This window comes from Bordetella muralis (assembly GCF_965139205.1).
Classification (GTDB): domain Bacteria; phylum Pseudomonadota; class Gammaproteobacteria; order Burkholderiales; family Burkholderiaceae_B; genus Bordetella_A; species Bordetella_A muralis.
On sequence record NZ_CBCSIU010000003.1, the window covers coordinates 57,407 to 76,473 of the forward strand.

Sequence of the window (19,067 nt, forward strand, 5' to 3'; positions counted from 1 at the left end):
CAAAACCACGCTCATGGCTCATACGGGGCGAAGGGCTCAGCCGCCGCCTCAGCCGATTGCTCGATCTCGGTCATACGGACCAGATCAAGCAGATTAAAGCGTCCATCATGATGCCAGCCTGCCTCGGGCATACTCATCGAACCAATAGCACTGATGCGGGTCACGCCCACAGCCCCAAGCTGCTCGGCAAGGCGATAGAGTTCCTCTGGCGTGGCAGCGATACCTGCAGTCTGCAAAAACGCGCTGCGGCACCGCACGGAGAGCGCGATATCGTCCAAAGCGTCGATCGCCGCCACAACGATACTGCGCTGTAACGCAGACGGTGACAGCGGCTGAGCATCGTCCGTATAGGCAACACTCCATTGCGCCTCATGATCGCCAATCAATCCGTCCACGCTGGGCTGGGCCGAGGTATTCCACTCGATGGCCTGCCGCCATTTCGCCAGCGATACCGACTCTGCCAAATCCAACGCACGCCTCGGATAGCGGCGCTGCAGATTCGCCAATTCGCCCGCAAGATAGCCGGCAAACTCGCGTGGAGCAACCTGTCCGCCGCGCTGTACATAAAACACTTGTGGCGAATAACACCCCTGCTGGTCGTAACGCATCACGTCCCAGGCGGCACGTCGTGCGACGGCGGGCGCCTTTAACGTGTCAAGCGCAGCAGCACTGATCACCCCGAAGCCCAACTTATGCCCATGCGGCAGGAATCGTGTCGTCACAGGCAGACGGCGCTGAATTGCCTGCAATGAATCATTGCCCCCGTAGGCCACCACCGTGTCGGCCTGCGCATAGAGCGCGTCTGCCTCCTCGCCGCCGGGCCCGCGCCACCACACTACCGCAAAGCAGTCCGCCAACGGCGGATGCACCTCGGCCAGCAGCCGCGCGAACCATCCGGCGAACAAGGGCTCTGCGCTAGGAAGTTTGCCGATATTGCCCGCCTTGACCAGCAGGCCGCAGACGAAACTCCACAACGCCAATGCAGGGACGTTCCCTGCCCAGCTATGTACCAACAACTCAGGCCCATAGGCCCGCACGGCGCCACCTTTCGGTGCAGGCTGAAAAGCATCCAGGACTTTAGGATTGGCGAAATCCTCAACGATAAACCTGTGCAACTGCGGCGCCCGAAAGGTCTTGAAAAAACCCGTCAGCCCCAGGCGCACCATCTCTGCGTCATAACCGCTGATCAGCGGCAACAAAGCATCGGCTTGACGGCGATACGGATCATCGGGATCCAGCAAACGGGCAACGGCACGATCGATGATCGCAATAATCTCCGATACCGCCAACGTTTTGAGATGCTGGGCACTGGCCCGCTTGACGCGCTCGGCCAGCATTCCCATTTGCGCTGGCGACAACACCGGCACCGATACCTCGACGCGTTGGTCGCCTTGTACAAATGGCAATATCTGCCACTGCACCTCATCGGCTGACAGCCCCGGCAGATAGCCGGCCTCGACCCGCAGCGTGTTCATGATGCCGCCGACCGAATGAACTCTTCTACAGCTAACGAGCAGCCTTTGGCCTGCGCCCCCTCGGCACGTCCCAACAACAGGAAACCATTTTCAGTCGGTTCACCGACGTCTTCGGTCAGAATCGTGCTGACCGAATTAAAGTTGCCCAGATCGCAATGCACCAGGATGCCGCGCTCGCCATCCGGCACGGTACGCCCGGTTGCAGGATCGACCAGGCGTGAACGAATCCAGTGCGGTCCCGATTTGGCGGAAGGCACCACCGCATTGCCGTCGTCATAAAACTGCGTGCTCAGCTCAGTCATGCCATACATGTTGACGCACAGCTCGCGCGGCACTCCCAGCAATTCAGTCAACGCCGTGTAAAACGCGTCCAATGGCAGCTCGCGCGACTGGCCCTTGTAGCCGCCGGTATCCAGAATGCGGCTGCCGGGCGGCAAACGAAAGGATCGGCCCGATTGACGCAAGGCGTCGATCACGTGCACAAAGCTGTAACTGGCGCCTAGCAATGCGTACGGCTCGCCGAGGCGCTCGGCCTGTTCGAGCCGCTGCCACAAACCGTCCAGATCCATGCCTTGCGCAGACATGAAGTACCGGCTATCGTCATTGCCAAAGGTAGATTTCGCCAACGCCAGATAATGCGCCAGCGACGAGTTGGGCATTGCGATCTCGTCCGGAAACAGAATCCCCATCGGCAAACGTTCGACACCCCGCATAAAACGCCTGGCAAAATTGCGCGTCATCGACAGATCGTAAACATCGAGACGAGGATGAAAATGACGCCCGCGGGTATCGGCGCGCGTCGTCCCGCTGGTCATGAAAACGCGCTCGGTGGGCGACGTCGGCTCACAACGCAGCTCCATTGCCTTGAAGGCGTCAATGGGCACTGCCGGAATGTCACACCAGGATTTCACATTGCGTACCGTAGCGCCGCGTCGCTGGCAAAAGCTGCGAAACGGCGCATTGGCGTTGTACTGGTAGGCAAAAAGACGCAACGCAAGCTGGTCAAACTGCTCGTCCGTGCAGCCATCCTGGGCGATGAATTCGAGAATATCCGCGTCAGGCGGTCCGGCGTAGTTCATGGCTTTCGAGAATCCTATATATGGAAGCTCCGAAGCCCGCCTGCACAGGCCGACCATTCATGCGGCCCTGTCAAGGTCAACGCTCTTCTTACGCCGGTATGAACCGGGTCAAGTTCGCGGGTCTGAATCTCAGCACTGGCGTGCACCCCGGAGCAAGAGCTATGTTAACCCGCAATGGCGACCCAGCAGAACCGCTACAGTCTAAAGCACAGCAACGCCGCTACAACCAAGGCCGCCGCGGCCGCCAAAAGCGAGCTGGAAAAGCTCTGGCTCGACGCATACAAGCGTTCGGCCAGCGCGGGGCCCACTATCTGCCCTATTCCATAGACGAGCGTCATCGCCGCGATCAGGTTCTTGCCCGTCGCGCGGGCGACACGTTGTGCCGCAGGCATGGCGATAGTCACCGTGCCAACGAAGGTGCCGCCCACCAGTAGCGCACTCAGTAGATAACTGAGGGCAGATTGCGACACAGCAGGCAAAACGACTCCCACCGCCTGCAGCACCAGATTGGCAACTAACGCGTTTCTGGTGCCGATGCGCTGATGCAGTTCGTGCCAGACAAAACAGGAGGGTGCCGCGCCCAGTCCAAATACGGCCCATACATGGGTGGAGTCCAGATTTGGCAACGCCGTTTTGACCAGTAAAGGGAGATACGTCGCCGTCACGATGTATCCCAGCCCCGCCAACCCGTACATACACACCAGAGGCCATGCCGCAACGGTTGTTGCGTCATCTGTTCCCCGAGCGCGATCAGAGGCAGCAACAGGAACAGCGGAGCGTATCCCTGGTGCCGCCATCAAACCAAGGACCAAGGTCACGACACCCAACAATAGCCACATTCCGTGACTCCGCAATCCGGCATGAGCGCCTAATACCAGTATCTCGGCGGACAAGGCGATGCCAATGCCAACACCCGCGTACAGCAAGGGTGCCCCCTTGCCATGGCCTCTATGCTCTAACAGCCACAACGACGCGGCGACCATGGAAAGCGCGCTGAATATGCCCGCGATCCCCCTGGTTACAACAATGCCGCTGACGGAATCGAGATAAGCCAATAGCGCCAAGCAGATCGCGGTACCGACGGCAGACCAGATACATAGACGATGCGCATTATGGGCTCGTACCCGTACGGCAAGGGCGGCGCCAAGCAGATATCCCGCGTAGTTGGCCGATGCCGCCCAGCTGCCGCCCTGCACGCTGATTACCCCCTCGTCAACCATGTGCGGATAGATGGCAGTAAATGCGAAACGTCCAAATCCCATCCCGACAGCCAGGATCAAGGCGGCTTCGATCGCAGAACGGAGTTGGGAATGGCGAGAAGGTGTCACCGCGAGTTCCATGTCCGGCTCTCTTTTATTCTCAAATCAAGAACAGGTTTTTATTTTATTCCTTATTTGAGAATAAATCATCCGAATTATTCTTCATGGAAGAACCACCGAGAAGGTCTCCCTCAAGCACTAGCGCGCCTGATCACCTCAAATCCTATATCTTGAATCCGCTCCAAGACTCGCTCACCTCGCGCACGCTCCAAGATGAATTGGGCAGCGAGTTGACCTATTTTTCGGCCATCAATACGCACCGTCGTCAGCGCCGGACTCGTATAGGGCGAAGTGACTTGATCGCCGAACCCCACTACCGCCAATCGGTCGGGCACAGCGATGTTTCTCTCTTTGGCCTCGATCAACGCACCTAATGCAAGGGCGTCTGTACTGCACCACAAGCCGTCAACATGCATATCTCGAGTCAATAGATCAACGAATGCACGCCGGCCATCGCCAAAATGCGCAGGGGCGCTGATTTCAACCACGGGTAGGTCAGCTTCCGCACGAATAGCCCCTCGTGCGATCAAGCGATTCACGAATCCTGCTCGGCGCCGGCGCGCTCTAGGGTCATTACCCGAGATCAACGCAGGCGTCTTACTGCCCCGATCGATCAGCAAATCGGCAACGGCCGCGCCAACATTCTCGTGTGAAAACCCGATCAGCATGTCGACCGGCGTATCCGTCAGATCCCAGGTCTCGACCACTGGAATCCCCGACGAGGCAAGCCGTTGTCTAGCCAATTCAGATTGCACGACACGCGTCAGCACAATGCCGTCAGGGCCGCGGCTGATCAAGTTCTCCAACAGTTCAATCTCATCGGCATCGTCAAAGCCGCTCTCGCCCAGCATCAATTGATAGCCCTTGGCGGCTAGCGCTTGCGTGAGCGCATGTATCGTTTCCTGAAACACGGGTGAAGCAATGGTGGGAACCAGAGCAGCGACCAATTTGCTGCGTCCGGAGGCCAGGCTGCCTGCCAGCCGATTCGGCACGTATCGCACCTGAGCGATAGCAGCACGCACATGCTCAAGCGTTGCAGGCGGCACCGTTTCAGGACTGTTAAGGACCCGCGAGACAGTCTGGGCAGATACGCCCGCAATTCGAGCCACATCGGCCAAAGTCGCACGCCCGGCGCCACGTCGAGTGCGTCGCGGTGGCGCCAGCATATTCGGATCAGAGAATGTCGGAGGCTCGCTCATGGCGGGAAGATAGCACGGTTGCAGAATGAGTTACGGCGAACCACCGAGGGATAACCCTAGCGCCATTCAACCAAATGTTAGCGCTAATATTAGCGCTAACATTTAAACTCACCAAGCCAGCAATACAGGAACCTACGATGTCTCAAACGTTCAGCGGCCTATTTGTCGTCGCGCAAACCCCATTCACCGATGATGGCTCGCTGGATCTCGAGAGCGTCGACACGCTGTGCGATTTCTATATCAAGCATGGTGCGGCGGGACTCACCGTGCTCGGTGTTGCTGGCGAAGCGGCCAAGCTATCGATGGAAGAATCGCTCGCGACCGTACGACGCTACGTGGCACGCGCGCAGGGCAGACCCGTGATCGCAGGCGTCAGCAATCCCAGCGTTGCACAATTGGCGGCACTGACCAAAGACGTCGTAGAAGCAGGTGCCTATGGCGTGATGATCGCGCCAGCAACGGGGCTGAAGACCGAAGAAGACATTTTCAGCTATTTCAATGCAGTGTTCTCGCGGATCGGCGATGTACCAACGGTGCTGCAGGACTTTCCGTTTTCCACGGGAGTCTGGCTATCCGTGCCGACGATTGCCCGCCTCGTTGAACGCCATCCGCAAATCCAGGCGATCAAGGAAGAAGACATCCCGAGTGCAGCCAAGATCACCCGCATGCGCACTGCCCTGCCCCGTCATGTGCCGATACTGACCGGGAACAACGGCGTATTCCTGCTGCAAGAACTGGCACACGGTATCGAAGGGCCGATGGCCGGGTTCTCTTATCCAGAAATGCTGTCTGGCGTGTACAAGCTGTATAGCGCAGGAAAGGTTCAAGAGGCGCACGACCTCTTTGACACCTATCTGCCCTTGCTGAACTTTGAAAACCAATCGCAATGGGGTGTAGCCGTGCGCAAAGAAGTGCTTAAGCGCCGCGGTGCAATACGCTCTGCCACGATGCGCTCACCTGGCCCTGTGTTGACTGCCGCTGATCTGAAAGACATTGATCTGCTGGTCAGCCGTGTCGAAAAAGCCGTGGCTGAAAGAAAATAAGGTGGTGTTGCCTCGGCATCAATCTGCCGGGGCAACACCCCCCTACAAGCGCTACTGTCTATCGCCTCAATCCAGGCCCAGCATCCCACGCATCTGCGAAAGATCCTCTGCCAAAGTATTGACGCGACCAGCCAGAACCTTGCGGTCGCGGTCGGTCAGCTTCTCATACGACTGGAAACCGCCCTCGGCCGTTTTGTACTTGGCCAGCGTATCGAACACGCTCTTGAAATTGCCGTCGGTCTTCTCGACAAAAGCTTTGTCTTCGCGCTCTACCAAGGGGCGCAGCAATTCAAAGATGTGATACGAGCCTTCGAAGTTGGCCTGGAAGTCCCACAGGTCAGTGTGACTGTAGCGGTCTTCTTCGCCCGAGATCTTGGTCGCGGCGACTTCTTCCATCAGTACGGCGGCACCGCCTACGACTTTCTCCGGCGGGAAGGTCAACTGCGACAAGCGCTTTTGCAGTTCCAGCACATCCGCCATCAACTTGTCCGCCACGTCACCGACTTTGCTGGTGCTCTTTTCTTCCCACAGCGCATACTCGATGCGGTGAAAACCAATGAAACCGGGATCCTTCTCGGCTTTTTCATGATCATCGGCACGTGAGTCGATCGACGCGTCCAGATCGCTGAACAGTTCTGCCACCGGCTCGATACGCTCGTAGCTCATCCGGGTCGGCGCAAATAGCGCACGGGCCTCATCGATCTTGCCGGCTTTGACGGCGTCAGTGAACTTGCGAACGTCCTCGACAAACTTGTCGATGTTTTCGTTCACGTAAAGCTTGTACTCGGCCACCGGCCCGACCAATTCCAGCGGCGCCACGGCAGCATGGGCTTGCATCGTCATCGCGCCGGCAAAAATCGCTGCGGCGAGCAGACGGTTGCGGGAAAACGGCATGAGATCTCCTTGTGTGATGTAAACAATGGCCAACGACTTGCTAGGTAGCGCTCAGAAGCGTGCGTCCGAGCCAATCCTGCTTGTCGCGCATCCCTGGAAGCGTGTAGAAAAACCCACCGCCGATCGGCTTGATGTATTCCTCTAGCGGCTCACCGTCCAGTCGCTTCTGAACGGTGATAAAGCCTTTTTCCAGGTTGGACTGATAACAGATGAAAAGCAGCCCCATCTCGAGCTGGCCCGACTTGGTCACGCCATTTGAGTAATTAAAGGGACGGCGCAGAATCAAATTTTTTTCAGACCCTTTAGTACGCGGATTGGCCAAGCGGATATGTGAATCCAGCGGCGTTTTCTTGCCTTCCGGATCCTTGGTGAAATCCGGTACGTCGTGCTCTGTCTTTCCGCCATCCAATGGCGCACCGCTGTCGCGCTGACGGCCAAAGATGGCCTCTTGTTCCTGTAGCGGCGTGCGATCCCAACGCTCGACGAAGTTCCGAATAATCCGTACCGCCTGATAACTGCCACCATGAGCCCAAGCCGGTTCGCCCTCGTCATCCGGCCCCACCCACACAATCTGGCTCATTGCCGTACTGTCATTGGCATTGGGGTTGGCCGATCCATCGCGAAAACCCAGAAAATTCCGAGCGCTTTCCGCCGGAACGCCGGGCTTTTCCGGTACGGGCGGCACGGTGCCTTCCTGTTTCCAGAGCAGAATCAACAAGTCGGGAAACTGCTTGATGATGTCTCGCAGCGCATGAATATTGGTATCGGGCGTATTCGAGCAGAACTGAATCGACAGATCGCCATGGCACAACGCGGCATCCAGCGCATCATTCGGATGCGCGCTCATGCGTTGCAGATGCCGCGGCTTGCGATCCTGCAAACCAAAGCGATCATCAAACAACGAACTGCCGACAGACACCGTAATCGTCAAACCGTCCGGCTGCACGCGCGGCCCCATGATGCCGGAGTCCGCGGGCGGCAAGCGAGGATCCAATCTGGGCACATCACCGCCCTGCGTCAAAAACACAATGCGTTCAGACAGCCCACGCAACAGGCGTTCTAGTTCCTTGCGATCCGTGGCAATGACATCAAAGGACGCCACCATCCCGGCCGAGGGTCTCGGCGTCACGATGCCCGCCTGATGTTCGCCCCAGCAACTGACGCGCTCATCGGTGCGCAGGCTGTGCGGCGCATCGGTCACCTGACTGTCGGCGGGCGGCTTTTGCGCATGGACGGGCAATGCGCCAAGGCCTGCCAGGGACGCTGCGCCCTTTAGCCAATGACGGCGCGATAGCGAGCCCGACGGCTCACGGGAATCTGAATGACTGCCTGACATGATAAAACCTGTACAAATAAAGTTAGTCCAGCCCGAGCTTGGCGTTGATCTGCTCCAGCGTCGCGGCAGCGTGCCTCAGCGCCTGGATCAATGCCTCTCTGGTACTGTCATCCTGCTTTTGCTGATAAGCGCTCAGCTGCGACTCGACAGCAGCAAATGCGCTATCGACTTGCTCTTGCAACGCCGGATCCGCCTTGGTCAACAGCGGGGCAAGCAGCTGTGCGATCCCCTTGGCGCCCGCGATGCTGCCTTGCAGATAATTGGCGGCAACCTCCACCGGCAACGATTGCGCATCGTTGGCAAATCGATCGGCCGAACGCTGCATCAAACGCGATGCCCCGATCGCCAGGCGCGGCGGCTCGATATTCAGGGCGCGCACACGTTCACGCAACGTATCGCCATCTGCGATCAAGCCATCCACGATGGGTTGTGCTTGATCGAGTTTGTTTGCGCGATACAGCTCACGCTCCAAACGGAACAACCCCACAAAAGCACTATCGTCCTCGCGCTTTTCCAGATATTCCGGACGTACGTTCAAACGTGCGTCCAGATCGGAAAATAGATCCGACATAGGCTCCAGCCGTGCATAGGCTTGATGAGCCTGCAAGTATGCTTGTCGAGCTTGGTCCAGATTGCCAGCCTTGACGGCTGCGTCCAGCGTTTTCAGCGCTTTTTGCAAGGCAGCGGCCTGCGTCAACAGTGTCACCCGGTATTCTGCCAGCGGGCCGATATAGGCCACCAAAGACGGCTTCGCAGCTTCGGCATCAGAAGCGGCCGACGGCGTCACCGTCAGTGTGCCACGTGGATTGCTCAGCAGACCGCAGGTGATCTCGAATTTACCCGGCTGCAGCTTGACCTTCATCGTTTGCGAGAAACCGGGCGCAATGTTTTCGCGCTCCTCGACCACCATGACGCCGTCCAGGATTTCCCATTCCAGGATCCGCTTGGAAGCATTCGTGATCACGAACGTGGTCCTGCCGGCCGGCACCGTAATATCGTTCGGTTCGCAAACGTCATCACGTATGGTGACTTTGACAGCGTTGGCGTCAGCCTGCGTCGCCGGGCGTTTTGCCGTCGAGGCCCACCAGAACGTGGCCAGGCCGGCTACGGCCAACACAGCGGACGCCAGAACGGCGACCCATATCAGAGGGGAGCGTTTTTTTTGTGGTGAAGATGACATCGTGGATAAGGTGCTAGCCCGGAATCAAGAAGAAGTTTTAGGCTGAGAAAAGACTTGAGGTCTAGGCCGCAGAAAGAGATAAAGACTCACCGCCAGGAAAACGAGATACACAACGACCTCGCCTGTCACCGGCGCCGATTGATAGCCGAACATGCCCGAGAGCACTGCGCCGACGGGACTATCCATCGGCAGGACATGATCGATGTCAAACACGACGTTCTGGAAATGATTCCACACGCCTGCCTCGTGGAATTTGCGCAGCACGCCGGCCAACAGCCCTGCGGACACCAGCAGAATGAACACACCCGTAATGCGGAAAAACCGGCGCAAGTTCAGACGCAAGCCGCCGCTGTAGATGCCATAGCCGATCACTACTGCGCAGAGCAATCCCAACACCGCCCCTAAAGGCGCGTGCCAACCGCTGCTCTGCTGAAAGATCGCCAGGAGAAAGAACACTGACTCCAGCCCCTCGCGAGCCACAGCCAGAAACACCACGCCAATCAACGCCCACTCGCGGCGTTTGCCACCAGCCAGGGCTGATCGCACAGACTCCTGCAAATCACCCTGCACCGAAGGGCCCGCTTTGCGCATCCAGAACACCATGGACGTGAGCATCACCACCGCGATCAAACCAACCACGCCTTCGAAGAACTCCTGCTCTTTCTGAGGGAACTCGGCCATCGCAACTTGCAGCCCCGCGCCGACAAAAAAAGAAAGGGCAACCGCCAACAGCACGCCGATCACGACACCGGGCATCATCGACGACGAGCCGCTGCGTTTAAGGTAGCTGGCAACAATGCCAACTATCAGCGCGGCCTCGATCCCTTCCCGAAGCATGATCAGAAATGGCACTAACATTAACAACCGTCCAAGAGCAGAATGAGAATAAGAAGCTATTGATTTTACAAACCAAAGCGCGAAGCATATACGAAGTCCACAGCCCTGTTAGGGCTGCTTATTTGATTCAGGACTACGTAAGTAAAAAACCCTTCTAATGAAGGGTTAAGAGAGTAAATTTCGCCGTATTTTTTCGAGTTTTACGACAGCGTTTTTTGTGCTTGCCGCAGACGCGATATCTGCGCTCGTACAGAGTGATAGAGGCCTTCAACTGCACGCAAAATCGGCAGCCGACGACCCAAAGCAAACCGCGTAATTTTTTTAGATTACGGTTTGGTAATGGGACATGAAACGTCGCCTTCCGGACACGCTAAATACCCTTTTAGTTGTTTTGTACGATCTTGCGTCAATGTGGTTAGGCAAGCCGACAAAGCCATTGAATAAGCGGAGCCTCCACCTGCATCAGCAGTGACGAAATCGCACTCGGCATCGCGAAACTTGATCCACTCTCGCTGGGCGGCGACCAGCTTCTTGTGCTGGTCATCATCGCCCTTCACACGCGCAGCCGCCTGCTTATAGGCAGCGTTCAGCTCAGCGTCGGCCTTTTTGTAAGATTTTCCTACGCATTCATTGATATCCGCTTGAGTGGCCGCATCAGCGCAGGGATCGGATTGCGCGGACGCAATACTGTGAAAGGCCATCAGGGGAAAGGCTAAAAACACGAGATGTCGACGCATAAGGGGGTGGCTCCTATGCCGGTGGGGATTTAGCGATTCTATTACCGGCAAGCGGCCCTGCCACCTTTTTTCGCCGAGAAAGCGACTGAAACAGCTTATACACACCGTAGCCCGGCCTGTGCGACTGATACAGGGTTGCGGTGCTAACTTCAGTTCTACGCGAGTGACTTACCGTTAACTCGATACGACATGCTGGCTGCATCGCAGGGCGGCCAACATAGGAGAACAAGATATGACTATGACCAAACGATTGATTCAAGCCATGCTCGCCAGCATACTGGCATTGGGCATCAGCACGACCGCGCTGGCCGACGATCAAACCCGCAACACCATCATCGGCGCAGGTCTGGGTGGCGTTGCCGGCGCATTGCTGTCAGAGGGCGACCCGTTGTACACCCTGGGCGGCGCTGCTGCCGGAGGCTTGCTGGGACACGTCATCACAGACGATGACCGCGGCGGCCGTCGCCACCACCATTGGGACCGGGATCGTGGTCACCGGGATTCCTATCGACGTGCGAATTATCGAGGTCATGACAAACATCGTGGCAACAAGCATTGGAAGCGGCATCGTGACTGAATAAGTCGAGATAGCATCAACGCGGTTACCTCGAAACTGAGCAGACAGCTAGCGAACCCCCAGCGGTTGGATTCCCTCCAACCGCTGGGGGTTCGTTTATATTCGGCACTATCAGTCGATATTCATCCCAATACTGTTCCGCTGTTCGTTCAAGGAGATCGCTCGTGAACAAGAATCAGGCGCTGCGTGCCGCGTTGGAAAGTGGCAAGCTATTCACGGCGATGGCAGCCCACAATCCGCTGGCAGCGAAATTGGCGCAAGAGGCCGGCTTTGATGGCGTCTGGGGCAGCGGCTTTGAGCTATCGGCCAGTTATGCCGTGCCCGACGCCAGCATTTTGTCGATGGGCACACACCTGGAGATGATGCGCGCGATCGCCTCCACTGTGTCGGTGCCACTGATTGCCGATATCGATACGGGATTTGGCAACGCGGTAAATGTGCACTATGTCGTGCCACAGTACGAGGCGGCCGGCGCATCGGCCATCGTGATCGAAGACAAAACTTTTCCCAAGGACACCAGTCTGCGCACAGAGGGCCGCCAGGAACTGGTACGCATCGAAGAGTTTCAAGGCAAAATCGCGGCAGCCACCGACGCACGCCGCGACAAGGACTTTGTGGTGATTGCCCGCGTAGAGGCGCTGATTGCAGGCCAGGGACAGGACGAGGCCATCCGGCGCGGCATCGCCTACACAGAGGCAGGCGCCGACGCGATCCTGATTCATTCCAAACAGAAAACACCCGACGAGATCCTGGCGTTCGTGCGCGCCTGGCCAGGCCGCGTGCCGTTGGTATTGGTGCCAACCGCCTATCCGCAACTCACCGAGTCGGACATCGCTGCGCTAGGCAAAGTCGGCGTGGTGATCTATGGCAATCATGCCATCCGGGCAGCAGTAGGCGCGATGCGGCAAGTCTTCGCACAGATTCGCCGTGACGGGGGAATCAAAACTGTGGACGGTCAATTGCCCAGCGTGAAGGACATCATCGAGCTGCAGGGTGATAACGCGATGCGCGCGATCGAGACGACGTATTTGCGTTGATGCGCCTATCGCACGCGCCGCAATGAACGGCTTCGAGACCAGAAAAACTCACAGCAATTTTTTATCAACCTTGGGAATGTCAGACGACATCGCTATTAAACGCCCTGCTTGTGTCAATAGCCTGGCTCAAGAAAAAATAGCGTGACGTCAAGGAGTTATGGAACTGTAAGCAGCACAGCGTTACCAAGGTGGGAGAACGAGGTTCGCACATCACCGCGCCCACAAGTGGCTCGGGCATTAACTCCGACATGCAAAATATCATGACCCCCACCACGTACCACAACCAGTTCCTCTCGCCAGACAGTTTCCGCGCCTTCGCCGACGCGGGTCACCACATGGAAATTTGCGAAGTTGACGGAGACCCCGCTCTGCGAGCAGCACAGCTCACCCTGAACGACAGAATTCTTTATGCATTGAGCTACGTCCCTGTTCTGAAACACTGGGAGCCCGTCGCGAAGTTCGCTCGGGAACTCGAGATAAAAAATGCTCAGGTTTTGCGAGTATTCATTCAGTCGCTATCGGAACGCTACGGCCCGACGAACGCAGAAAGCGCGATTCGCAATCTGGACCTGACGGGTGCAACCCCGTTGCAAAGCCGCACAATTGAACGCCTCATTGAGAGCGCCGAGACAGGACCGAGCCTTTGCGGGTTCCGTAATCTGGGAAATACTTGCTATGCCAATACGGCATTGAAATTCTTGATCAATTCTATTGGTGAAAATCGGCTCGTCGCACACCTGGAACATATCCAGCAAAATGCCTCTGACTCAAACAAACAGGATTGCGCAAAAAAATTCGTCGATTTGATCAAGGCCACCCACGAGAGCGAAAAACCCTTGCATCGAGAACTACACGATTTCTTTAACAGCTTGCAGGAGCAGGAAAATTTTCGTGCCGGGCCGCATGGTTCCGGGTTCACGGTCATAGGCGATCAGAATGATACGCAAGAATTCTTGATGAAACTTTCCGATTGCTGTGATCTCGAAAATCTCAATACCAACGTCTTGCAGATACAAGAGACGTACGTCAACGGTCAAGAAAAACGCGATCCCAAAATCGCCGATGCAGCGTATTGCCAGCACGCTAACCTGTCGAGCCGCGAGCAAGCGAACTTCAGCTTGCAGCAAATCGTGAACACGCTCACCACAAGGGACGACGATGTTAGCGTCAGGTGGAATGACGACGACAGAGGAAACACGACAGTCACTCGTATTCAGCAATGGACTGCTTCAGACGTCCAAAAAGTAGACCGATTCAACCTGCATATCAATGCGATGGACTATAACAGCGAAGAACTGACACGTCTCATCCTGAATGCAGACTTCACGAAACCGGTACGCATCCCCGTCATCGACCAAAAAACAGGTATCGAATGGACGCTCACCTTGGAGCCCAGGGACATCATCATTCATGCGGGAGGCGCTGTCGGCGAATCTGACACCGCAGGCCACTACTATATGTATAGCCGACGCGAGCAGGACTCGTGGACGCTGCACGATGATGAAACCGTGAAACGAGGAAAAGACATCAACCGAAGCGAACAAGCAAAAATGATCAGTTTCGCCGTCACAGGCAGAGAACGAGTCCGCCCTCCGTTTCAGGTCTCCAACAGTTTCAACTTCCACATGCCCGAGAAATTCACGCCGCGAGCTTGAATTCCCAGAGAAAAACGGCCGAGACCGTCGCTGTTTGTATCGAAGGGGGCGTCTCGCCGTTACGACTAACAGCAAGAAATAATCAAAGCCGGCGCATCAAACGATGCGCCGGCTTTGATGTGGCAGTCAAGACGCAAACCCGTAGAGCGAGCTGGGATTATCAACCAGGACGCGATGCAAGGCCGCTTCCGTTTCGCACCACTGCCACAGCACGGCAACGAGACTCGCGTCATTGACGCTATTCAATGGTTGAGTGGTGTGCGGCCAATCGCTACCCCAGACCAGTCGTTCTGGAGCGGCCTTGACTAGCGCGCGCCCCAAAGGCACGGTGTCCGCATAATCCGGTTCGCCCACAGCCGATCGCATATACGCGCCTGATAGCTTGACCCAGGTATTTCCCTCGTCCAGCAAGCGGCGCAGGATCGAATAAGCCTTCCCATGGTCGGCCTCTGCGGGCGAAATTCTCGCCATATGGTCGATCACTAATGGCACAGGCAGGCTGGACAAGACTGGCGCCAACGCAATGAGTTGCTCGGGATGCACAAAGATCTGTATGTGCCATCCGAGTCTCGCGATTTTGCGTGCCAGTGTGGTCAGCATATCAACTGTCGTTTCCCCCCACGACTGTGGGGTCACAAAGTTGACTCTTAGACCACAAACACCACTCGCAGTCAGTTGATCGAGCGCCTCGGGTGATACGTTGGCATCGACCACCGCAACGCCACGGGCGCTGTCACCCAGCTGCGACAGCGCATCTACTGTGCAGGCATTGTCGGTGCCATACGTCGACGGCGTGACGACAACCGTGCGCGACGTGCCCAGCCTCTGCTGCAATTTCCGATATGCACTCACCTCGGCCACCGGAGGGGTCCGTGTCCAATGCGGTGACGGTGAAAATCGTGGATCGAAAATGTGCATGTGACTGTCGCACGCCCCCGCTGGCAGCACGTGCGTTGGCAGATTCACACCTAGGGAGTGAGGAACCGCTATGTCAGGACGAGACATGTTCATCGCGAGCCAATGTGGATGTCATTGCTTTGTGAGATTGGATTTGCTCACAACACCTGCCCATTTGGCAAACTCCTTGTCGAGGAATTGCTTGAAGTCCTCTGGACCGGCGGCCACGATATCCGCGCCCAGAGAGTCGAATTTCTCTTTGACGCTGGGCTCCTTCAACACGTCGCGAATCGTTGTCTGCAGTTTGTCGACGATGTCCGCGGGCGTGCCCTTCGGTACAAACATGCCGTTCCACTCGTAGACCTGATAGTCTGTCAATCCCGACTCGGCAACGGTCGGAACGTCCGGCAACAGCGCGCTGCGTTTGGGAGAAGTGATGGCTAGGACTTTGACCTGCCCGCTCTGAAACAGCGGCAGTGACGAAGAAATGTTCGTGAACATCATATCCACCTGTCCGCCGACCGTGGCCATGATGGCTGGACCACCGCTCTTATAAGGCACGTGCAGCATGTTCAAATCGCGGCCCTGCCGGAACAACTCGCCCGCCATGAACTGCACCGTTCCCGTGCCGCCTGAAGCGAAGGTCAATTGCCCAGGTTTTGCTTTTGCGGTTTCCACCACATCTTTCAAGTTGTTCAATGCAGACGACTTGGGCACTACCAGGATATTGGGCGTGACCGATACCATCGTCAGCGGCATCAGATCGGCTGCGGGGTCGAAATTCATTTTGTGCAAGGCCGGATTGATCGACAACGGCGTTGCATCGTAGAGCACGGTGTAGCCGTCCGCCTTTGCCCGCGCGACATAGGCCTCGCCTATCATCCCGCTCGCACCGGATTTGTTCTCGACGATCACGCTCTGATTCAGCTTTTTACCCAGATTCAACGCGATGACGCGAGCCAATGCGTCAGCCGTTCCTCCCGGCGCGTATGGCACTACCAAGGTAATAGGCTGGTCGGGATAGGCTGCTGCGGCAAAGGTGGGGATGGCCAAGACGGCCAGGGCGAAGGCGCCAATGGATCTTTTCAATTATGTCTCCCAGGATAGTTATGTGCGCTGCCGACTGACGTCTTGCAGGCTGGCGTATTGTGGGATGACGTTTCATTTAATACAACGTTGTCGCGTATTACGAAACACGTTCTGCCTAATGAAAAGAAACCGGAATTTGGCAATACGGTAACGTGTCGCCGTGCGCTGGGACAGCGAGCCGAATTACCTGCAGGAATAGTGTCCCCGCCTTTGCCGCCTCAGGGTCTTACTCGGGCTGATGGCACACCACGCAGAGCTTGTTGCCATCAGGATCGCGGAAATAGGCGCCGAAATAGTCGGGGTGATACTGCGGTCTCAAACCTGGCTCGCCTTCGTCCGTACCGCCCTCAGCTAGCGCGATGGTATATGCCTGACGAACCTGTTCACGAGAAGATGCCAGAAAGGCTGTCATCTGGCCATTACCGACATCGTGCGGACCGTTGAATGGTTTGCTGATCACGAAGTATGGGCGCCCTCCTGAGGCAGGATTCCAACCAACCCGAGGCACCTCAGGATCATAAAACCGTCGCTTGATATCCAAGACGGAAAACAGGCGATCATAGAAACGCATTGCCCGCTCGAAATCGGTAACGCCGATGAATACGTGTGAAAACATGGTGAGTCCCTCTTTGGCTTTATGCCTCTATAGAACGATACTCAACAACCAACCACCCAGCGCACTGCCCAGGACGACGAGCCATGGGGGCAGCTTCCAGAACATTAAGGCAATCAATGCCACCAATGCTAGGGCAAAGTCCTGTGGCGCGTGAATGGCGCTCGTCCATACCGGTTGATAAAGCGCAGCCAGCAGCAAACCTACCACGCCCGCGTTGATGCCGGACAAAGCAGTTTGCATACGTGCGTTGCGGCGCAAGCTTTCCCAGAATGGCAATGCGCCTGCCACCAGCAAAAAGGCGGGCGCAAAGATAGCGAGCAAGCAAATCCCAGCCCCGAGCCAACTCGAGGGCGCCGCGTTCATCGACGCGCCCAGAAACGCGGCAAAGGTAAACAATGGACCGGGAACCGCCTGCGCAGCACCATAGCCCGCGAGAAAAGACTCATTGCTGACCCATCCGGTAGGCACCACCTCGGCTTGCAACAACGGCAGGACGACATGCCCACCACCAAAAACGAGCGCCCCCGCACGATAGAACGCGTCAACCATTGCCAGAGCCTGGTTCGGGAAGACAGTCGCTGCCATCGGCAACGCAATCAGCAAGGCAAAGAACGCGGTCAGCCACAGCACGCCGACCCCGCGTTTGATCGGAACGGGGAACCGGTCGTCCGACGACGCCTGTTGCGGCTTGAACCACAACAGACCGATGGCGGCGGCCATGGCGATGACTCCTACTTGGCCCCAAATCGATGGAACCAGCAGCACGAAACAACTGGCTGCAGCCATGAGGGTGACGCGTGGCGCGTCGGGGCATAAATTACGAGCCATGCCCCATACGGCCTGCGCCACGACGGCCACCGCAACAACCTTCAAACCGTGCAGCACCCCAGATGGCACCACGTCTCCGTAGCTGGATATACCCAGCGCAAACAGAATCAAGACGATCGCCGATGGCAGCGTAAAACCCGCCCAGGCGGCCAGGGCACCCGTATATCCCGCGCGAGACAGGCCGATCGCCAGTCCTACCTGGCTACTGGCGGGCCCCGGCAAAAACTGACATAACGCGACCAAATCCGCATAACTGCGCTCGGTCAGCCATTGCCGGCGTGTCACGAATTCGTCACGAAAGTAGCCCAAGTGTGCGATCGGCCCGCCGAATGAGGTCAAGCCCAATCGCAGAAAAATCAGAAAGACAGCCCAAGGATTGGGGCCGTTCGTGGGGATTTCAGTCATGATTGGCGCAGCATAGTATGGACTGGCCAACATTAATCGAAAATGGATCAGTGTGCGCCATGAAATCGCGCATCGTAAGATCAACGCAACACTGCGCGGCCGTCCCCCGCTCCCGCCATATCGAACGGCCCTATACGAGCAACGCTCAATGCAATATCCGCTCAAGAAACGCGCGAGTTCGCTCGTGTTGAGGATGGTCAAAAAAGGAGCCCGGATCCGCTGACTCCAGAATACGTCCGCCGTCCATGAACACGACACGATCGGCAACGCTGCGTGCAAAGCCCATTTCGTGGGTGACGCATAGCATGGTCATGCCGTCCTCGGCCAGGGAAGTCATCGTGTCCAGCACTTCTTTGACCATCTCGGGGTCGAGTGCGGAGGTTGGCTCATCGAACAGCATGATGCGCGGCTGCATGCACAACGAACGGGCGATGGCGACGCGTTGTTGTTGCCCGCCAGACAATTGCGCAGGAAACTTGCTGGCTTGATCGGGAATGCGTACGCGCGCGAGATACTGCATTGCCAGATCGGTGGCCTGGTCCCGCGGCATACGTTTAACGTGCATAGGCGCAAGAATGCAGTTTTCCAGTACGGTGAGATGCGGAAAGAGATTGAAGTGTTGAAACACCATCCCCGCATCGGCACGTACTTCGTCAATGGCCCGCAGATCGTCAGCCAGCTCCACCCCGTTGACGATGATGCTGCCCTCGTGATGGCGCTCCAGCCGATTGATGCAACGGATCATGGTGGATTTTCCGGAACCTGATGGTCCGCAGATCACCAGTCGTTCACCGGACGCGACCTGCAGATCGATGTCACGCAAGACCTGGAATTCGCCATACCACTTGCTCATCCCGGCGATGT

Annotated in this window: 18 protein-coding genes and 1 riboswitch; of the genes, 4 read left to right on the plus strand and 14 right to left on the minus strand. The window is 57.0% G+C overall.

Translation table 11 applies throughout. The annotated features are described in order from the left end of the window. Nucleotides 1–11 precede the first annotated feature (11 nt). The 4 genes from ACNA0I_RS06900 to ACNA0I_RS06915 form a co-directional block, all read right to left on the minus strand. Nucleotides 12–1,475, minus strand: coding sequence for an acyl-CoA reductase (locus tag ACNA0I_RS06900; RefSeq protein WP_415805338.1), 1,464 nt, complete (start codon nucleotides 1,473–1,475; stop codon nucleotides 12–14). After that, the gene (locus ACNA0I_RS06905) at nucleotides 1,472–2,554 is read right to left on the minus strand and encodes a LuxE/PaaK family acyltransferase (protein WP_415805339.1); all 1,083 of its coding nucleotides are present in this window, start codon (nucleotides 2,552–2,554) and stop codon (nucleotides 1,472–1,474) included. Before ACNA0I_RS06905 ends, ACNA0I_RS06900 begins: the two co-directional genes overlap by 4 nt. Before the next feature lie 68 nt (nucleotides 2,555–2,622). Further along, a riboswitch (TPP riboswitch) is annotated at nucleotides 2,623–2,714 on the minus strand. A 34-nt stretch (nucleotides 2,715–2,748) separates the two neighbouring features. Next, nucleotides 2,749–3,894 (minus strand): YbfB/YjiJ family MFS transporter, encoded by a 1,146-nt coding sequence (locus tag ACNA0I_RS06910; protein ID WP_415805340.1) that lies wholly within the window; start codon nucleotides 3,892–3,894, stop codon nucleotides 2,749–2,751. 110 nt (nucleotides 3,895–4,004) lie between these two features. After that, the gene (locus ACNA0I_RS06915; RefSeq protein ID WP_415805341.1) at nucleotides 4,005–5,072 is read right to left on the minus strand and encodes a LacI family DNA-binding transcriptional regulator; all 1,068 of its coding nucleotides are present in this window, start codon (nucleotides 5,070–5,072) and stop codon (nucleotides 4,005–4,007) included. A gap of 137 nt (nucleotides 5,073–5,209) precedes the next feature. On the opposite strand from ACNA0I_RS06915, the gene ACNA0I_RS06920 reads away from it, so the two are divergent. Further along, nucleotides 5,210–6,115 (plus strand): dihydrodipicolinate synthase family protein, encoded by a 906-nt coding sequence (locus ACNA0I_RS06920; RefSeq protein WP_415805342.1) that lies wholly within the window; start codon nucleotides 5,210–5,212, stop codon nucleotides 6,113–6,115. A 66-nt stretch (nucleotides 6,116–6,181) separates the two neighbouring features. Here ACNA0I_RS06920 and efeO (ACNA0I_RS06925) read toward each other — a convergent pair whose 3' ends face one another. The 5 genes from efeO (ACNA0I_RS06925) to ACNA0I_RS06945 form a co-directional block, all read right to left on the minus strand. After that, the gene (gene efeO / locus ACNA0I_RS06925) at nucleotides 6,182–7,009 is read right to left on the minus strand and encodes an iron uptake system protein EfeO (RefSeq protein WP_415805343.1); all 828 of its coding nucleotides are present in this window, start codon (nucleotides 7,007–7,009) and stop codon (nucleotides 6,182–6,184) included. A gap of 40 nt (nucleotides 7,010–7,049) precedes the next feature. Continuing rightward, entirely contained in the window at nucleotides 7,050–8,345 is a 1,296-nt protein-coding gene (gene efeB / locus ACNA0I_RS06930) for an iron uptake transporter deferrochelatase/peroxidase subunit (protein WP_415805344.1), read from the minus strand. A gap of 22 nt (nucleotides 8,346–8,367) precedes the next feature. Then, nucleotides 8,368–9,462, minus strand: coding sequence for an iron uptake system protein EfeO (gene efeO / locus ACNA0I_RS06935; RefSeq protein WP_415805345.1), 1,095 nt, complete (start codon nucleotides 9,460–9,462; stop codon nucleotides 8,368–8,370). 87 nt (nucleotides 9,463–9,549) lie between these two features. Beyond that, nucleotides 9,550–10,383: an iron uptake transporter permease EfeU gene (efeU, locus tag ACNA0I_RS06940; protein ID WP_415805346.1), complete on the minus strand. Its 834-nt coding sequence runs from the start codon at nucleotides 10,381–10,383 to the stop codon at nucleotides 9,550–9,552. A 305-nt stretch (nucleotides 10,384–10,688) separates the two neighbouring features. Further along, nucleotides 10,689–11,099 carry a lysozyme inhibitor LprI family protein gene (locus ACNA0I_RS06945; protein WP_415805347.1) on the minus strand — a complete coding sequence of 137 codons (411 nt, stop codon included), beginning with the start codon at nucleotides 11,097–11,099 and terminating at the stop codon, nucleotides 10,689–10,691. A 232-nt stretch (nucleotides 11,100–11,331) separates the two neighbouring features. Between ACNA0I_RS06945 and ACNA0I_RS06950 the strand changes: the two genes are divergently transcribed. From ACNA0I_RS06950 to ACNA0I_RS06960, 3 genes are all read left to right on the plus strand, one after another. After that, complete coding sequence (locus ACNA0I_RS06950) at nucleotides 11,332–11,676, plus strand: hypothetical protein (RefSeq protein ID WP_415805348.1); 345 nt, start codon at nucleotides 11,332–11,334, stop codon at nucleotides 11,674–11,676. Between the two features lie 164 nt (nucleotides 11,677–11,840). Beyond that, complete coding sequence (locus tag ACNA0I_RS06955) at nucleotides 11,841–12,713, plus strand: phosphonopyruvate hydrolase (RefSeq protein WP_415805349.1); 873 nt, start codon at nucleotides 11,841–11,843, stop codon at nucleotides 12,711–12,713. Nucleotides 12,714–12,973: 260 nt separating this feature from the next. Beyond that, the gene (locus ACNA0I_RS06960; protein WP_415805350.1) at nucleotides 12,974–14,368 is read left to right on the plus strand and encodes a type III secretion system effector BopA family protein; all 1,395 of its coding nucleotides are present in this window, start codon (nucleotides 12,974–12,976) and stop codon (nucleotides 14,366–14,368) included. Nucleotides 14,369–14,494: 126 nt separating this feature from the next. Here ACNA0I_RS06960 and ACNA0I_RS06965 read toward each other — a convergent pair whose 3' ends face one another. The 5 genes from ACNA0I_RS06965 to ACNA0I_RS06985 form a co-directional block, all read right to left on the minus strand. Continuing rightward, nucleotides 14,495–15,379, minus strand: coding sequence for an amidohydrolase family protein (locus tag ACNA0I_RS06965; protein ID WP_415805351.1), 885 nt, complete (start codon nucleotides 15,377–15,379; stop codon nucleotides 14,495–14,497). Nucleotides 15,380–15,397: 18 nt separating this feature from the next. Then, on the minus strand, nucleotides 15,398–16,354 hold the full coding sequence (locus tag ACNA0I_RS06970; protein WP_415805352.1) for a Bug family tripartite tricarboxylate transporter substrate binding protein: 957 nt from the start codon (nucleotides 16,352–16,354) through the stop codon (nucleotides 15,398–15,400). A 226-nt stretch (nucleotides 16,355–16,580) separates the two neighbouring features. Then, entirely contained in the window at nucleotides 16,581–16,970 is a 390-nt protein-coding gene (locus tag ACNA0I_RS06975) for a VOC family protein (RefSeq protein WP_415805353.1), read from the minus strand. Between the two features lie 27 nt (nucleotides 16,971–16,997). After that, nucleotides 16,998–18,203, minus strand: coding sequence for a chromate efflux transporter (chrA, locus tag ACNA0I_RS06980; RefSeq protein WP_415805354.1), 1,206 nt, complete (start codon nucleotides 18,201–18,203; stop codon nucleotides 16,998–17,000). 145 nt (nucleotides 18,204–18,348) lie between these two features. Next, a complete protein-coding gene (locus tag ACNA0I_RS06985; protein WP_415805620.1) occupies nucleotides 18,349–19,056 on the minus strand; it encodes an amino acid ABC transporter ATP-binding protein in 708 nt (235 codons plus the stop codon). Nucleotides 19,057–19,067 lie beyond the last annotated feature (11 nt).

What these genes read in the sequence shown, in the direction of transcription:
- ACNA0I_RS06900 (WP_415805338.1), bottom strand. Translation starts at nt 1,475, where the DNA reads ATGAACACGCTGCGGGTCGAGGCCGGCTATCTGCCGGGGCTGTCAGCC.
- ACNA0I_RS06905 (WP_415805339.1), bottom strand. Translation starts at nt 2,554, where the DNA reads ATGAACTACGCCGGACCGCCTGACGCGGATATTCTCGAATTCATCGCC.
- ACNA0I_RS06910 (WP_415805340.1), bottom strand. Translation starts at nt 3,894, where the DNA reads ATGGAACTCGCGGTGACACCTTCTCGCCATTCCCAACTCCGTTCTGCG.
- ACNA0I_RS06915 (WP_415805341.1), bottom strand. Translation starts at nt 5,072, where the DNA reads ATGAGCGAGCCTCCGACATTCTCTGATCCGAATATGCTGGCGCCACCG.
- ACNA0I_RS06920 (WP_415805342.1), top strand. Translation starts at nt 5,210, where the DNA reads ATGTCTCAAACGTTCAGCGGCCTATTTGTCGTCGCGCAAACCCCATTC.
- efeO (WP_415805343.1), bottom strand. Translation starts at nt 7,009, where the DNA reads ATGCCGTTTTCCCGCAACCGTCTGCTCGCCGCAGCGATTTTTGCCGGC.
- efeB (WP_415805344.1), bottom strand. Translation starts at nt 8,345, where the DNA reads ATGTCAGGCAGTCATTCAGATTCCCGTGAGCCGTCGGGCTCGCTATCG.
- efeU (WP_415805346.1), bottom strand. Translation starts at nt 10,383, where the DNA reads ATGTTAGTGCCATTTCTGATCATGCTTCGGGAAGGGATCGAGGCCGCG.
- ACNA0I_RS06945 (WP_415805347.1), bottom strand. Translation starts at nt 11,099, where the DNA reads ATGCGTCGACATCTCGTGTTTTTAGCCTTTCCCCTGATGGCCTTTCAC.
- ACNA0I_RS06950 (WP_415805348.1), top strand. Translation starts at nt 11,332, where the DNA reads ATGACTATGACCAAACGATTGATTCAAGCCATGCTCGCCAGCATACTG.
- ACNA0I_RS06960 (WP_415805350.1), top strand. Translation starts at nt 12,974, where the DNA reads ATGACCCCCACCACGTACCACAACCAGTTCCTCTCGCCAGACAGTTTC.
- ACNA0I_RS06965 (WP_415805351.1), bottom strand. Translation starts at nt 15,379, where the DNA reads ATGAACATGTCTCGTCCTGACATAGCGGTTCCTCACTCCCTAGGTGTG.
- ACNA0I_RS06975 (WP_415805353.1), bottom strand. Translation starts at nt 16,970, where the DNA reads ATGTTTTCACACGTATTCATCGGCGTTACCGATTTCGAGCGGGCAATG.
- chrA (WP_415805354.1), bottom strand. Translation starts at nt 18,203, where the DNA reads ATGACTGAAATCCCCACGAACGGCCCCAATCCTTGGGCTGTCTTTCTG.
- ACNA0I_RS06985 (WP_415805620.1), bottom strand. Translation starts at nt 19,056, where the DNA reads ATGAGCAAGTGGTATGGCGAATTCCAGGTCTTGCGTGACATCGATCTG.